At 67.6% G+C, this 15519-nt stretch carries 13 protein-coding genes; 7 read left to right on the top strand and 6 right to left on the bottom strand.

From position 1 onward, the window contains the following. Positions 1-35: 35 nt before the first annotated feature. From O5M90_RS13900 to O5M90_RS13910, 3 genes are all read left to right on the top strand, one after another. Complete coding sequence (locus O5M90_RS13900) at positions 36-2330, top strand: NADP-dependent malic enzyme (RefSeq protein WP_137942653.1); 2295 nt, start codon at positions 36-38, stop codon at positions 2328-2330. Positions 2331-2664: 334 nt separating this feature from the next. After that, positions 2665-3009 carry a ribonuclease gene (locus O5M90_RS13905; RefSeq protein WP_262969163.1) on the top strand — a complete coding sequence of 115 codons (345 nt, stop codon included), beginning with the start codon at positions 2665-2667 and terminating at the stop codon, positions 3007-3009. A 55-nt stretch (positions 3010-3064) separates the two neighbouring features. After that, positions 3065-3460: a barstar family protein gene (locus tag O5M90_RS13910; RefSeq protein WP_137942652.1), complete on the top strand. Its 396-nt coding sequence runs from the start codon at positions 3065-3067 to the stop codon at positions 3458-3460. A 232-nt stretch (positions 3461-3692) separates the two neighbouring features. On the opposite strand, the gene rsmA is transcribed toward O5M90_RS13910, so the two are convergent. The 3 genes from rsmA to O5M90_RS13925 are packed head-to-tail and all read right to left on the bottom strand — an operon-like array spanning position 3693 to position 8188. Then, positions 3693-4460 (bottom strand): 16S rRNA (adenine(1518)-N(6)/adenine(1519)-N(6))-dimethyltransferase RsmA, encoded by a 768-nt coding sequence (rsmA, locus tag O5M90_RS13915; protein WP_269839214.1) that lies wholly within the window; start codon positions 4458-4460, stop codon positions 3693-3695. A gap of 7 nt (positions 4461-4467) precedes the next feature. After that, a complete protein-coding gene (locus O5M90_RS13920; protein ID WP_269839215.1) occupies positions 4468-5793 on the bottom strand; it encodes a peptidylprolyl isomerase in 1326 nt (441 codons plus the stop codon). Continuing rightward, positions 5786-8188, bottom strand: coding sequence for an LPS-assembly protein LptD (locus O5M90_RS13925; RefSeq protein WP_269839216.1), 2403 nt, complete (start codon positions 8186-8188; stop codon positions 5786-5788). Before O5M90_RS13925 ends, O5M90_RS13920 begins: the two co-directional genes overlap by 8 nt. 136 nt (positions 8189-8324) lie before the next feature. Between O5M90_RS13925 and O5M90_RS13930 the strand changes: the two genes are divergently transcribed. Next, on the top strand, positions 8325-9362 hold the full coding sequence (locus tag O5M90_RS13930) for an aminoglycoside phosphotransferase family protein (RefSeq protein WP_269839217.1): 1038 nt from the start codon (positions 8325-8327) through the stop codon (positions 9360-9362). On the opposite strand, the gene O5M90_RS13935 is transcribed toward O5M90_RS13930, so the two are convergent. Continuing rightward, positions 9349-10338, bottom strand: coding sequence for a LysR family transcriptional regulator (locus tag O5M90_RS13935; RefSeq protein WP_262968980.1), 990 nt, complete (start codon positions 10336-10338; stop codon positions 9349-9351). The two genes, O5M90_RS13930 and O5M90_RS13935, sit on opposite strands and share 14 nt — an antisense overlap. A gap of 206 nt (positions 10339-10544) precedes the next feature. Between O5M90_RS13935 and O5M90_RS13940 the strand changes: the two genes are divergently transcribed. Next, entirely contained in the window at positions 10545-11225 is a 681-nt protein-coding gene (locus tag O5M90_RS13940) for a response regulator (protein WP_137942647.1), read from the top strand. Here the strand turns inward: O5M90_RS13940 and O5M90_RS13945 are convergent. Beyond that, on the bottom strand, positions 11197-11826 hold the full coding sequence (locus O5M90_RS13945; RefSeq protein WP_137942646.1) for a glutathione S-transferase family protein: 630 nt from the start codon (positions 11824-11826) through the stop codon (positions 11197-11199). The two genes, O5M90_RS13940 and O5M90_RS13945, sit on opposite strands and share 29 nt — an antisense overlap. A 206-nt stretch (positions 11827-12032) precedes the next feature. Here O5M90_RS13945 and O5M90_RS13950 point away from each other — a divergent pair, with 206 nt between their 5' ends. Both O5M90_RS13950 and O5M90_RS13955 read left to right on the top strand, forming a co-directional pair. Next, positions 12033-13175: a YjgN family protein gene (locus O5M90_RS13950; protein WP_269839218.1), complete on the top strand. Its 1143-nt coding sequence runs from the start codon at positions 12033-12035 to the stop codon at positions 13173-13175. Between the two features lie 4 nt (positions 13176-13179). Next, the gene (locus tag O5M90_RS13955; RefSeq protein ID WP_262968976.1) at positions 13180-14208 is read left to right on the top strand and encodes a M48 family metallopeptidase; all 1029 of its coding nucleotides are present in this window, start codon (positions 13180-13182) and stop codon (positions 14206-14208) included. A gap of 43 nt (positions 14209-14251) precedes the next feature. Here O5M90_RS13955 and O5M90_RS13960 read toward each other — a convergent pair whose 3' ends face one another. After that, complete coding sequence (locus O5M90_RS13960) at positions 14252-15502, bottom strand: porin (RefSeq protein ID WP_137942643.1); 1251 nt, start codon at positions 15500-15502, stop codon at positions 14252-14254. Positions 15503-15519 lie beyond the last annotated feature (17 nt).

The raw sequence follows: 15519 nt of genomic DNA on the forward strand, positions 1-15519 counted from the left end.
ATGGGGCACGCCAGCCCAAACGCCTCGAATTGCCTATGTCAACGTCCGAACAAAAAAGCGCCCAGCTCCGTCAAGCCGCACTGGAGTACCACGAGTTTCCGACGCCCGGCAAGATCGCCATCGCGGCCACCAAGCAGCTCGTCAACCAGCGCGATCTGGCGCTGGCCTACTCGCCGGGCGTGGCCTTCGCCTGCGAGGAGATCGTCGCCGACCCGGCCAACGCCTTCCGCTACACCTCGCGCGGCAATCTGGTCGCCGTCGTCACCAACGGCACCGCCGTGCTGGGCCTGGGCAATATCGGCCCGCTGGCCTCCAAGCCGGTGATGGAAGGCAAGGGCGTGCTGTTCAAGAAGTTCGCCGGCATCGATGTGTTCGACCTGGAGATCCAGGAGAACGATCTCGACAAGCTGGTCGACGTGATCGCCGCGCTGGAGCCGACCTTTGGCGGCATCAACCTGGAAGACATCAAGGCGCCAGACTGCTTCTATGTCGAGCGCAAGCTGCGCGAGCGCATGAAGATCCCGGTCTTCCATGATGACCAGCACGGCACGGCCATCGTCGTCGGCGCGGCCTTCCTGAATGGCCTGAAGGTGCTGGGCAAGGACATCAAGAGCGTCAAGCTGGTGACCTCGGGCGCCGGTGCGGCGGCGCTGGCCTGCCTGGGCCTGCTGATGAAGCTGGGCCTGCCGCGCGAGAACATCTGGGTGACCGATCTGGCCGGCGTCGTCTATGAGGGCCGCACCGAGCTGATGGACCCGGACAAGGCCGTCTTCGCGCAAAAGACCGAGCTGCGCAGCCTGGGCCAGGTGATCGAGGGCGCGGATGTGTTCCTGGGCCTGTCGGCCGGCGGCGTGCTCAAGCCCGAGATGGTCGCCAAGATGGCCGAGCGGCCGCTGATCTTCGCGCTGGCCAACCCGACGCCCGAGATCCTGCCCGAGGCGGTGGCCGCGGTGCGCAGCGATGCGGTGATGGCCACCGGCCGCACCGACTATCCGAACCAGGTCAACAACGTCCTGTGCTTCCCTTATATCTTCCGCGGCGCGCTGGACTGCGGCGCCACGACCATCAATGACGAGATGGAGATCGCGGCGGTCTACGCGATCGCCGAGCTGGCCCAGGCCGAGCAGAGCGAGGTGGTGGCGGCGGCCTATGCCGGCGCGAACCTGAGCTTCGGCCCCGAGTACCTGATCCCCAAGCCCTTCGACCCGCGCCTGATGATGAAGATCGCGCCGGCGGTGGCGCTGGCGGCACAGGCCTCGGGCGTGGCGGCGCGGCCGATCACCGATATGGACGCCTACCGCGAGAAGCTGCAGAGCTTTGTCTACGCCTCGGGCACGACGATGAAGCCGATCTTCAACGTCGCCAAGCGCGCCGCCAACAAGCGCGTCGCCTATGCCGAGGGCGAGGAGGAGCGCGTGCTGCGCGCGGTCCAGGTGGTGGTCGACGAGGGCCTGGCCCGGCCCACGCTGATCGGCCGCCCGGAGATCATCGCCCAGCGCTGCGAGCGCTTCGGCCTGCGCCTGCAGGAAGGCCGCGACTACGACACGGTGAACGTCGAGCATGACGAGCGCTACCGCGACTACTGGCAGACCTACCACCGCCTGACCGAGCGCAAGGGCGTGACCCAGCAGCTCGCCAAGATCGAGATGCGCCGCCGCCTGACCCTGATCGGCTGCATGATGCTGCACAAGGGCGAGGTCGACGGCATGCTGTGCGGCACCTGGAGCAACACCGCGATGCACCTGCAGTACATCGACCAGGTGATCGGCAAGCGCCCCGGCGTCAAGACCTATGCCTGCATGAACGGCCTGATGCTGCCGGGCCGCCAGGTCTTCCTGGTCGACACCCATGTCAACTACGACCCGAGCGCCGAGCAGCTGGCCGAGATCACCGTGATGGCGGCCGAGGAGCTGATGCGCTTCGGCATCCGGCCCAAGGCCGCCCTGCTCTCGCACAGCAATTTCGGCTCCAGCAACTGCCCCTCGGCACTGAAGATGCGCGAGGCCCTGGGCCTGATCCAGACCCAGGCGCCCTGGCTGGAGGTCGATGGCGAAATGCATGGCGACACCGCGCTGGACGCCAATTACCGCGCCCAGCTGATGCCCAACAGCACGCTGAGCGGCGAGGCCAATCTGCTGGTGCTGCCCAATATCGACGCCGCCAACATCAGCTACAACCTGCTGAAGACCGCCGCCGGCGGTGGCATCGCGATCGGCCCGGTGCTGCTCGGCGCGGCCAAGCCGGTGCATGTGCTGACGCCCTCGGCGACCGTGCGCCGCATCGTCAATATGACGGCGCTGACCGTGGCCGACGCGAACGCCGCGCGCTGAAAACGCACCCGGCCCCTCGAGACGCCCCGCTTGCGGGGCGTTTTTACGCCCCATCCGGGTGCGTGACGAGGCCGTGACAGGCCTCGTTTTACAAAAGTTTGTAAGAGCTCACCATAGCAGTTTCAACTTCGAGAGTGCTGTCGCAGCCTATATATCCACGAATGCGTGCGCACACTAACTAAGCAGCAATAGCCCCGCAACAAGGGTGTGGCGGCTTGAGGTTTTCGGCCTCATTCGGTACCATCTTGCTTTCGATATTCAGGGTAAACCCGTGTTTTTGCTCGATAGGTCACCGATGTGGCCGTCTTGGCGCAATTTCGGTCTTGCCGTCGCCATGCTGGCGGCGCTGGGCACGGAAGTGCATGCCAAGCCGTCGGTAAGCCCGCAGCAAGACACGGTGGCCTTGGCGGCGTTGCCGCGCGAAGCCCAGAACACACATCGTCTCGTGCTTGCCGGAGGGCCCTTCCCCTACGACAAGGACGGCAGCGTGTTCGGCAATCGCGAGCGGCTGCTGCCATCCAAGGCCAGGGGCTACTACCGCGAATATACCGTCAAGACGCCAGGCGCCCGCAACCGCGGAGCCCGGCGGCTGGTATGCGGCGGTAAACCTCCGACCAACCCCGATGCTTGTTTTTATACCGACGACCATTACGCCAGCTTCAAGCGCATCGCGCCCTGAGCCCGTAGTGACCGGCGGCCAAAAGTTCTTGTGACTATATAGGAGGATCGCGACCATGCTTTTGCAGACCGTCCGTCCCAATATCGTGCAGGCCATACGGGCCTATCGCGTAGAGGACTTGGCCCAGGCAGCCCAGGATGCCGGCCAGCATTTCCTGTATGCCAATCTGAGCGAAGCTCAGTCCAAGCAGGAAGTGCTGGAGGGCATCGCCCAGTCCTTTCTGTTTCCGGCGCACTTCGGCAAGAACCTGGACGCCTTGCATGACTGCATGACCGATCTGGTCCACAAGTCCGGCGCCCAGCCCGGCTTTGTGGTGGTGCTGGAGCAGCTGCCCGACAACCTGCGCTTCGACCGCGAAGCCCGCGAGCAACTGCTCGACGTCTTCCGCGAAGCGGCCGACTACTGGGCCGACCGCAAGGTCCAGTTCCGCTGTTTCTATTCTTTTCAGTAGCCCGCTCCCAAGAAAACGGGTCATGGGAGCGGGCTGCTGAGGTGGCCCCGGTTGCTGAGAAGCCGGCTGCGAAAAGCAGCAAGGCAGCGGCGAATGCAAACTTCGGCATGAATATGCCGATGATGAGCAGCGCTTTCGATACCTCGATGTGGCTGAATGCGGCATAGCGCCGCCTGAAGTCAGCGCGCTTGCAGCAAGAAGAAAGGGACTCCGCTGGAGTCCCTTTTTGTTTTCAGAGCGCCTGGGCCAGCGCGATGTAATCGGCCACCGGCACCTCCTCGGCGCGGCGCTTCAGATCGAACTCGCCCTCGAAGCCACGCGCCGCCAGCCAGACACCCAGGCTGTGGCGCAGCAGCTTGCGGCGCTGCGAGAAGGCCACCTGAACCATCTCGCCCAGCAGCACCGGGTCCAGCGCCGGCGCCTGGGCATAGGGCAGCATGCGCACAATGGCCGAGTCCACCCGTGGCGGCGGATCAAAGGCCTCGGGCGGCACGTCCAGCACCGCCTCGACGTGATAGCGCCACTGCAGCATCACCGAGAGACGGCCGAAGTCCTTGTTGCCCGGCGTCGCGGCCATGCGGTCGACCACCTCTTTTTGCAGCATGAAGTGCTGGTCGACCACCTGATCCACAAAGCCCAGCAGATGGAACAGGATGGGCGTCGAGATGTTGTAGGGCAGATTGCCGACCACGCGCAGGCGCCGACCCTTGGCGGCGGCCAGCGCCGCGAAGTCAACCTTCAGCACATCGGACTCGATCACCTCCAGATCGTCGCGACGGCGCAGCTTGGCGGCCAGGTCGCGGTCCAGCTCGATCACGGTCAGCGGCCGGCTGCTCGCCGGCAGGCTTTGCAGCAGCGGCAGGGTCAGGGCGCCGAGGCCGGGGCCGATCTCGACCAGGGCCTGGTCCTCGGCCGGCTCAATCGCGCCAACGATGGCATCGATGATGCCGCCATCGGTCAGGAAATGCTGGCCAAAGCGCTTGCGGGCAATGTGAGCCATCAGATGCTCACTGCCATTCGCGCAGCTCCACAAAGGCGCGGGCGCGCAGCTCCGTGACCCATTCGCGGTAGGCGTCCTCGTACTTCTGTTCGCGCAAGGCATTGCGGGCCTGCTCGCGCAGCTGCTTGGGATCGACCTCGGTGTCGCGACGCTCCAGCACCTGGATCAGGTGGACGCCGAAACGCGAGGGCACCGGCGCCGAGATGCCATTGATCGGCAGCGCATTCATCGCCTCCTCGAACTCGGGCACGAAGCCGCCCGGCGAGACCCAGCCCAGATCGCCGCCGCCGGCGGCACTGCCGTCCTCGGAGTTGTCGATCGCCACCTTCTCGAACGTGGTCTGACCGCTCTCGATCAGACGCTTGAACTCGGCCAGGCGGCGTGCCGCCACCTCGGCGCTCAGCTGCTCGGAAGGCCGCAACAGCACATGGCGGGCCCGGGTCTGCGTGACCATATTGACGGCATCGGCCGCCGTGCGGCGCTGCACCAGCTTCAGCACATGAAAACCGGCCCCCGAGCGCAGCAGCTCGGCGCGCACCGCACCGGACTGCAGATCGCGCACCGCGTCGACGAACAGATCCGGCAGCCGGTCTGCCGGGCGCAGCCCGATCTCGCCGCCGCGCTGCTTGTTGCCGTCCTCGGAGACTTCGCGCGCCACCTTGGCAAAGTCCTCGCCCGCCTTCACGCGGGCCAGCGCCGCCTCGGCCTTGGCACGGCGCTCGGCCACCAGCGCCTCGGCCGCGCCCTCGGGCACCGCGACCAGGATCTGCGCGATATTGAGCTGGTCCGCACCGCCGGCCTGCTGGCGACGCTGCTCCAGGAATTTGTCGATCTCGCCGTCGGTGATGCTGATGCGGCCCTGCACCTCGCGCTCGCGCACCCGCTCGGTCATCATCTGGTCGCGCAGGTTCTCGCGGAAGCGCCGGTAGTCCAGACCCTCGGCGCGCAGGCGCTCGCGCAGCTGCTCCATCGTCAGCTTGTTCTGCGTCGCGACATTGGCGACCACCCGGTCCAGCTCGGGCTCATCGACCCGGGTGCCGCTCTCGCGGGCATGGGTGACGATGACGCGGTCCTCGATCATCGCTTCCAGCGCCTGCTTGCGCAGCGCCTCGATATCGGGCGTCTCGCCACGCCGGCGGGCCTCCTCGCGCAGGCGCTCGGTGCGCAGCGCCACCTCGCTGGCCGCCACCACATCCTGATTGACGACGGCGGCGATATGGTCGCCCGGCCGCAGATTGGCGCCGGTGCTCTGCGCCTGGGCCACTGAGCAGACCAGGGTCGCGCTCAGCACGCAGGCCAGAGGCAGGAAACGAAAGAGCTGCAGATCAGTCATAGGATTGGATGGGCGAGCGGTCGGAGCTCAGCTGACGGTAACCGGGGATATTGTCTCTCAGGACTCCGAGCGCATTGGAGCCCAGCTGGGACAGGCCCACCAGCTCCAGCTGCAGCAGCAAACGGGTATTGGTTTCGGCCCGGCCGGTCGACAGCCGCTCGGCCCCGACCCGCAGGATCCAGCAGCCGGCGTCATATTCGACGCCCAGCACCGAATCGGTGAAACGGCGGTCGCGCAGGCTGTACTGCAGCCGGCCGGCGCTGTACCAGGCGCCGCTGCAGCTGCCGCCGCTGCCAACGCTGCGCCGCGCGCGCGGCCCGTCGGACTGGGCCACCGCGCCGAACAGCGGCCATTGCCAGCCCAGCTCCAGCTGCTCGCTCTGCCCGCGCGCCAACCGGTAGGCGGCATTGACGGTGCGGAAGGGGCCGGGCGAATAGCGCGCGCGCAGGGTCGAGCGCACGCTGCGGCCCGAGTCGGCATTGAACTGCAGCGAACCGTCCATCCACCAGCGCTCGCTGACATGGGCCGAACCGAGCAGCAGCAGGTCGGAGACCTTGCGCGTCTGCGTCTGGCCGTCCGGCGTGATGCGCTGGTCATTGAACAGAAAGCGCTGCACCAGGCCCAGGCGCAGCAGCTCGGCGCCGCCATTGGCATCGATCCAGCGCGAGGTTGCGCCCACCGTCAGCTGATGGGCGTCGGACACCCGGTCGACACCGGAGAACTGGTTCTCGGTGTAGATCGAGTCGAAGTTGAAGTCCTTGGCCGCCGAGTCGAAATTGGGCAGGTCCAGTTGGTCGCGATACGGCGTCTTGACATAGAGCAGGCGGGGCTCCAGCGTCTGCGTCAGCCCGCGCCCGAACAGCCGGGTCTCGCGCTCGAAGATCCAGCCATGGTCGAGGCTGAAGCTCGGCACCGAACGGCTGGCCGAGCGCCGGCCATCGGCCAGGGCCTGGTCCAGCGAGTAGCTGGCCGCATTCAGCGACAGCTTGGGGATCAGCCACCAGGCCGCGCCGCTCATCGGCAGGCTGACATGGCCCAGCAGATGCACGCGCGAGCCGGTCTGGGTCTGGCTGCTGAGCGCGTCGGTGGGCAGGTCGAAGCGGTTGTATTCCAGCTCCAGCCCGCCCTCCAGCCGGGCCTTGCGACCCCAGGGGGTGAAGCCGGCCAGCACGCCCTCGTCGGCCAGGCTGGACAGGCGCACGCCGATCTGCGGCGTGCGCTGGTAGGGCGACTCGAAGCGGGTCTGCAGATCCGTGCCCTGCAGCAGCTGCCATTGCTGGATGCGCGCATAGGTCTGCGCCTCGCCCCAGCGGAAGCTGTAGCCGCGCTGCAGCTGCAGATCGCTGCCCAGCAGGCGCTGGGTGTCGCTGTCTATGCGCTTGGGCAGGTCTTTCCAGTAGTTGTCGTCCGAGACCCGCTCGGAGCGCAGGCGGTAGCGCCAGGCCAGGCCCAGCTCGCCGTCATGGCTGAGGTTCAGCGCCCAGCGCTTGCGGTCGGCGACGCGGTCATTCGGCAGCCAGGCCAGGTTCAGCTCGCCGCGATGATGAGGCTCCAGATAGCGGAACTCGCTGTCCAGGCCGACCCCGCGGCGTGTCATCACAAAGGGCGTCAAGGTGGCGTCGCGCTGCGGCGCGATATTCCAGTAATAGGGCAGGCCCAGCTCGACACCGCTGCGGTTGTCGACGCCGACATTGGGCGGCAGCCAGCCCGATTTGCGTTCCCCGCCCAGCGGAAAGCTCAGCGCCGGCGCGGCCAGGATGGGCACACCGTAAAAGCGCAGCACCGCCTTGCTGGCCAGGCCTTCGTTGGCCTCGAAGTCCATCTTCAGGGTCTCGGCCGTCAGCTGCCAGGCCTGGGTGCCCTCGCCTTCGACCGCCGGACAGCTACTGTAGGTCGCGGCCTCGGCGCGCAGGCGCTTGCTGTCGAGAAAGCGCAGCGAGCGGGCCGTGCCGCCTCCGCCGGTTTCAGAGAAGAAATAGCTGGGCTGCAGGAACTCGCCTTCGAAACGCTGCAGATACAGCTCCAGGCTCGGGCCGCGCACGGTATTGCCGGCCCGGCTGATCTCGACGCTGCCGGTGGCGCGCGCCAGATCGCTGGCCTGCTCGTAGCTCAGGCTGTCGGCGCGCAGCAGCAGATCGCCGTAGCGCAGCTCGGCCTCGCCCTCGGCCAGCGAACGCTGGTCGACCTGGGTCTGCAAGCGCTGGGCGCTCAGCACCAGGGCCGGCTTGCTGGTCTCGCTGCTGGCCGGCGCCATCAGCAGGCGCGAAGGGCGCAGGCGCAGCGGCTCGTCGGCAGGCGCAGCGACGGCCTGCCCGCACAGGCCCAGCAGCAGGGCTGACAGCAGCGGGGTCAGCGCGGTCGGCGGCGGTGAGGAGGGAAGCGGTGGGCGCAGCACGGCGTCGGCGGGCGTCTTCTTCGGACGATGTTGAGCGAGGGCTTCGGCACAGTGCCGACGGTTTGTAGAATTGATTATCCATGAGGCACCCGCCTCGCACCCAATGCCGCGCCGCTGCGGCCGTCCAAGCTCCCCCATGAACGCTATCGTCTGGCCCGACCCGGCCCGTGAACAACAGTTGCTGGCCTGGCTGGCGCCGCTTGCCGTCCCCCATGGCCTGCGGCCCGAGACACTGCAGCTGGCCAAGGAAGATGCCAGCACGCGGCGCTATCTGCGCCTGCAGACCGCGGGTGGCTCGCTGATCGTGATGGACGCGCCGCCCCAGCATGGCAGCCAGCGCGCCTTCATCGAGATCGCCGCGCACATGGCCGACTGCGGGCTGCGCGTGCCGACGGTGCTGGCGGCCGACGAAGGCCTGGGCTTTCTGCTGCTCAGCGACTTCGGCGACCGGCCCTATCTGCAGGCGCTGCAACAGGCCGATGACCGGGAAGCCGACGTGCTGATGCGTGCCGCCATCGCCACGCTGCTGCAGTGGCAGCTCAAGGGCGATGCGCAGCGGCTGCCGGCCTTCGACGAGAGCTTTGTGCGCCGCGAGCTGCAGATCTTCAGCGACTGGTGCGTCGAGCGCGAGTTCGGCCAGCAGTGGAACGCGACCCAGCAGGGCTGGTGGGCACACAGCTGCCAGGTCCTGGTCGACAACATCCTCAGCCAGCCCCAGCTGGCGATGCACCGCGACTTCATGCCGCGCAATCTGATGGTGATCGAGGGCGGGCCCGGTGTGCTGGACTTCCAGGATGCGGTGCGCGGCCCGATCAGCTACGACTTGGCCTCGCTGCTGCGCGACACCTTCATCTCCTGGGACGAGGAGCGCGAGCTGGACTGGGCGATACGCTACTGGGAACAGGCGCGCAAGGCCGGCCTGCCGGTGGACGCCGACTTCGGCGAGTTCTGGCGTCAGCTGGAGTGGACAGGCCTGCAGCGCCATCTGAAAATCCTGGGCCTGTTCTGCCGCCTCAAGCAGCGCGACGGCAAGCCCGCCTATGCCGAGGACTTGCCGCGCTTCTTCGCCTATGCGATCAAGGTCTCGACCCGCTATGTCCAGCTCTCGCCGCTGACCCATCTGCTGGAGGGCCTGCGCGGCAATCTGGTGCAGACCGGCTTCAGCCTGCGCTGACCGGCTCGCCGCAGACGCCCGGGTTGGTCTCGCAACCGGCGGCTGCCAGCCAGGGGTCGCGGTCCTCGCCGCCGAAGACCTCGACCAGGAAGTCGAGGAAGGCGCGCGTGCGCGCCGGCACATATTTGCGCGTCGGCATCGCGGCCCAGATCGTGAAGCTGAACAGCCGCCACTCGGGCAGCACGCGCTCCAGCGCATGCTCCATCAGCGCGTCCTCGATCAGAAAGGACGGCAGGCCGGCCACGCCGAGCCCGTGCAGCGCGGCGGCGTAATTGGTGTCCATATGCGCGGTGGTCAGCACCGGCCGCTTGGGGATCAGGGTCAGGCTTTCGCCACCCGGCTCGTCATCGCCCCAGACGCCGCGCTGGAACACGATGCCGCGCTGCAGCTCGGAGACCGGCGGCAGCAGCGAATCGTGCTCGCGCAAATCATTCGGATGCTGGGGCCGGCCGCGCTTGCTCAGGTACTCGGGCGAGGCGCACAGAATCACCTCGGTGCGCGCCAGCCGCCGGGCCACGAACTCGCCGTCCAGCGGATGGCGGGTGTGCAGAATCGTCAGGTCGAAGGCCTCGTCCACCGTCTCGATGCCGCCGGGCGAGCTCAGTTCCACCGAGACCTGCGGATAGAGCTTGTGGAACTTGGGCAGGTGCTTGGCCAGCTGATGCACCGCGATCGCCGGCGGCACCAGCACACGCAGATGGCCGCGCGGCTCGGTCGTCGCGGTGGTCGCCAGGGCCTCGGCCTCGTCGACCTCGACCAGGATGCGGCGGGCCCGCTCCAGATAGGCCTCGCCGATATCGGTCAGCGCCAGGCGGCGGGTGGTGCGGTTGATCAGGCGGGCGCCCAGATGCTCCTCCAGCTCGGCCACCAGCCGGGTCACGACGGCCGGCGCCAGGTCCAGGGCGCGCGCGGCGGCGGCAAAACTGCCCTCGTCGATGACGCGGACGAAAACACGCAAGGCTCGGAGCTGGTCCATGGGGGGCTGAGGCTGGGCCTCTGCAGGTAGTGGGCGCGGCCCAGTCTAAGTGATCACGATGACCGGCGCCCGGCCGGGCTCACAGGGCGGCCATCGCACAAAACACCCGCCAACATCGGCCCCTCATCCGGGGGGTCCCCGGGTCACGGGGTTGCTGCGTCCCCTGAAGCCGGGACAATCGGCCGGCCTCTCACCCCGCCCAGCGCATGCCTTCCGTCTATCTCCTACGCCGTACCCCCCAAGCGCTGCGCCAGGCCAGAGCCGCCCTGTTTGATGAGCTGCCGAGCTGGCATTGCGTCGGCGTCAGCACCCAGATGCATGAGGCCTTGCCGCAGGTCGAGCGCTTGCGGCCCGACATCGTCGTCTGCGATCTGCATCTGATCAACGGCCATGCGATCGCGCTGCTGCGCCGCCTGGAGCGGGCGCGGCCACGCCTGATGCTGCTGACGACGCTGGCCGACGACACCTTGCTGTTCGAATCGCTGTGTGGCGGTGCCCAGGGCTACTGGCTGGACGCCGGCGGGGCCAAGGGGCTGGGGCGGGCGCTGCAGGACTTTCAGCAGCGCCGCGCCACGATGTCGCCGGCGCTGGCGCGCCAGACGCTGGCGAGCTTCGGCCTGCTGCGCAGCGACCTGAAGCTGGCGCACTGCGTCAGCTCGGCGCATGACCTGGCCCCGGCCGCGCCGGGCTGCCTGCTCAGCAAGGCCGAGCAGCATCTGCTGAGCATGCTGGCCCAGGGTCTGCTGGAAGGCGAGATCGCACAGCGCTGGCAGACCAGCCCGGCCGATATCGGGCAGCGCCTGGCCTATATCTATGCGGCGCTGCAGCGCCAGCAGCAGGTCGCCCCGCAGGGCTTCATCAGGTCGTCGGCGGCGCCGTATCGATGAAGCTGGCGCGGGCCGACAGCTTGTCGAACAGGCGCGCCAGATTGGGATGCGGGCCGCGCCAGTCGATGCCGGGGAAGCGGAAGTCCAGATAGCCCAGCGCACAGCCGACCGCGATATCGGCCAGCGTGAAGTGATTGCCCGAGCACCAGTTCTTCTCGCCCAGGCCCTGGCCCATGGCCTGCAGGGCCGCCATCACCTTGCTCATCTGGCGCTCGACCCAGACGGCGCTGCGCTGTTCGGCCGTGCGGCCGACCCAGGTCTGCTCCAGGCGCGCCAGGATGGACGCATCCATCAGGCCATCGGCCAGCGCCTCCCAGGTGCGCACCTCGGTGCGCTCGCGGCCGCGCTCGGGGATCAGCTTGCCGACCGGCGACAAGGTGTCCACATACTCGACGATCACGCGCGAGTCGAACACCGCCCCGGTGATCGCGTCCTGGCCTTCCATCACCAGGCAGGGCACCTTGCCCAGCGGGTTCATCTTCATGATGGCGTCGCTGGACCAGACGTCTTCCAGCACCAGCTGGTAGTCGAGCTTTTTTTCCGCCATCACGACGCGGACTTTGCGGACGTAGGGGCTGGCGAGGGATCCGATGAGTTTCATGTCTGGCTTGTGTCGGACGGACTGTCCATTTCGAAAAGATTCTAGCGAAGCACTTGTTGTGCGCCAGGCTGTACAAAGCCTCCGAACTGGTGCATGCAGACATCCCCCGAAGGTCCCCCTTGTCAGCCCCGCGGCCCGGCCTCAGACTGCTGGCCCGACAGGCGGCTCAGACCGCCGCACCGGTACATATCAACAAGGGAGGACCGATGAACGAGCATTTTTCCGTCGCCGAGCCACAGGGATCGGCCGCCGGCCCGCGCGAGCTGTGCATCGAATTCAGCGCCTCGGGCAGCGAGTATTTCCGCATCTGGATCGTCAATCTGCTGCTGATCATCGTCACGCTGGGGCTCTACCTGCCCTTCGCCAAGGCGCGCCGGCTCAGCTATTTCTATAGCAACACCCTGGTCGACGGCCAGGCCCTGGCCTTTCACGGCAACCCCTGGAAGATGTTCCGCGGCTTTGTGCTGCTGGCCGTGCTGATGCTGGCCTATGGCGTCTCGGGCCAGATCTCGCCGACGGCCGGCGTCGCCGCCTTCCTGATACTGGCGGCGGTCTGGCCGGCGCTGTGGCGGGCGGGTCTGCAGTTCCGCCTGGCCAACACCAGCTGGCGCGGCCTGCGCTTTGCGTTCACTGGCGATCTGCGCCAGGCCTATCTGGCGATGCTGCCGGCCTATCTGCCGGCGGCAGTGATCGTCGTGGTCTCGCTGCTCAATAGCGAGGCGCTGGAGAGCAAGAGCTTCACGCCGGCCCAGGGCCTGATCGGCGCGGCCACCCTGCTGATCATGCTGCTGACGCCCTGGACCCTGAGCCTGAGCAAGCGCTACCAGCAAAGCCACTACGCGCTGGCCGGCCAGCATTCGCGCTTCGGCGTGGGCACCGGCGCCTTCTACCTGCTGATGCTGAAGTTCGTGCTGTTCCTGATCGGCTACGCCCTGCTGGCCGGTGCGGTGCTGGCCGGCGTCTACTTCCTGCTGCAGTCGCCGCTGCTGATGGCGCCGCTGGCCCTGCTGGCCTATCTGGGCCTGTTCGCCCTGGTCGGCCCCTTCTTCACGGTGGCTCTGCAGAACATGGTGTGGCGCGGCACCAGCAGCGCCGGCCTGCGCTTTGACAGCCAGCTGCGACTGCGCGCCTTTGCCTGGCTGAGCCTGAAGAACTGGCTGCTGACTGCGCTGACCCTGGGCCTGTACCGGCCGTTCGCGGTGGTGCACGCCAACCGCATGCGGCTGGAGGCGGTCAGTCTGCGCGTCAACGGCGATGTCGATGCCTGGGTGGCGCGCAAGAGCGCCGAACACCAGGATGCCAGCGGCGATGCGGCCGGCGATTTCTTCGGCATCGACATGGGGTTCTGAGCCCGTGGATCAGCCCGCCATCCTGCTGCTCGAGCTGTTCGACGGCCGCAGCGCCCGCCCCCAGCCGGTGCAGGCCTGGGTCAAGGCAGGCACGCTGCAGCTGCGAAATGCCGAGGGTCAGGTCTTGAGCTACCCATTGCGCCGGGTGCGCTGGCCCGAGCGCCAGCGCCACGGCCAGCGCCAGGCCCAGCTGCCCGACGGCGGCGTGCTCAGCGGGGACGATGCGCGCGCCTGGGATCAGTGGGCACGGGCCAGCGGTCTGCGCGAATCGCTGCTGGTGCGCTGGATGCAGAGCTGGCGTCGGGTGGCGGTCGCGATGGCGTTGCTGGTCGCTACCACGCTGGCAATCGGGGTCTGGGGCATACCGCTGGCGAGCGATGCGCTCGTCGCCGTGCTGCCGCCCCAGGCCGAGCAAATGATAGGCGAGCGTGCGCTGGCCGGCATCGATGCCCGATGGCTCAAGCCCAGCACGCTCCCGCCGGCCCGGCGCGAGGCCATCACGGCCGATTTCGCGGCCCTGTTGCGCACGTCGCCCGGCACCACGCCAGACTACCGGCTGCACTTTCGCTCGGCCGACAAGAGCGTAGGTCCCAATGCCCTGGCCCTGCCCGGCGGCCATATCGTGCTGACCGACGCGCTGGCTCAGCTGCTGAGCGATCAGCCCGATGCATTGGCCGGCGTGCTGGCCCATGAGCTGGGCCATGTGCAGCGACAGCATGGCATGCGCATGGTGGTGCAGGCCAGCCTGCTGGCCAGCCTGAACGGCCTCATCATCGGAGACTTCTCAGCTGTGCTCGTCAGTGTGCCGACCCTGCTAGGCCAGCAGGCCTACTCGCGTGACTTCGAGCGCGAGGCCGACGCCTATGCGCGTGACATGCTGCGCGCCGCTGGCCGCTCGCCGACGGCGATGCTGGTGTTCTTCGAGCGCATCGAGGCTTACAAGAAGGACCATGCAATGTCGAGCCTGCCAATCGCGCTGGCCAGCCATCCGGCCAACGAGGAGCGCAAGCGCTTCTTCGGCGCCGCGCCATGAAAAAACCCGGCCGAGGCCGGGTTGTGTCGGAGCGATCTGCCGCTCAGAAGCGGTGCACCAGATTGAGCGAGTAGGCGCTGGCGTCCTTGCCCGGCTTGTCGGTGAAGCCGTAGAGCAGACCTTGCGAGTACGGCAGCACCTGCTGGCCACTCTTGTTGTCCACATAGCTGGCCGAGAGCCAGACCGAGGTGCGCTTGGAGAATAGATGCTCCAGCGCCACGCCGCCGATGGCCGCCTCGCGCGCCGCCACCGAGTCGCTGTAGGCGCCGTAGCTGACGATCACGCGGTTGCGCTCGTTGACCAGGTAGTGCACGCCGCCATAGGCCAGATGACCGTCGAAGCCCAGATTGCTGGCGATCTGCGTGCCATAGGCCAGGAAGGCCGGTTTCAGCGCCGCCGGGATCGCGGTGTTGGCATTGAGCTGTGCGCGCAGCTGGGCACCGAGGATCGGGTGCTTGTCCTTGGCGCTGACCACGAGGCCGGTGACTTTCCAGGGGCCGGTCGAATAGCTGGCGCCGACGATGGTGTTCTCCAGCGAGTCCAGGCCCTCGGAGGTCTTGCGGCGCTGATGGGCCACGCCGATGTCGAAAGCACCGCTGGCATAACCGGCGCTGAGGCCCCAGAAGCGCCCCGGGCCGACCTCGCCCTCGCCGGCGCCCAGCATCGCGTTGAAGCGGAAGCCGTTCATCTCGGCCACATACTGCAGCGAGTTGTCGATGCGCACCTCCAGGCCGGTGGGCACGGACAGGGTTGCAAGGGCATTGCCGATATTGCCGGCCTGGTGCGGATCGAAACGGCCGTAGGTGGCGAATGCCGGGCTGTACTGGCGGCCCGCCAGCACCGCGCCGACCGGGGTGACGATGCCGGCCCAGGCCTGGCGATGCCAGAAGCGGTTGTTCAGCGAGGCCGCCAGCGAGGCGCCCAGCGCGGGCTCCAGCTGCGAGCGTATGGTGTTGGGCACGCCCACCAGCGCGCGCGCCGGGATCGCGAAGCCCGAGATCGGAGTCTGCTGGTTCTGCGAACCGGTGTCGGCGTAGAGCTGGTGCTCCAAGGTGAACATGGCGCGCCAGCCGCCGCCCAGGTCCTCGTTGCCACGCAGGCCCAGGCGCGAGCCCAGCTGGGTGCCGCTGGAGACGAAGCGGCGGGTCTTGTCGCCGTAGCCGTCGATCGCGGTCACGCCCACATCGATGATGCCGTAGAGCTGCACGCTGCTCTCGGCGCTTGTCTGCGCGGCAGCGCCGCCGCACAACAGGGAAGCGGCCAGGGCCAGGATGGCTTTGTTGTTCTGTGTCATTGGGGTTCTCCTTGTCG

Origin of the sequence: Paucibacter sp. M5-1, assembly GCF_027498415.2 — a bacterium.
GTDB lineage: Bacteria > Pseudomonadota > Gammaproteobacteria > Burkholderiales > Burkholderiaceae_C > Roseateles_E.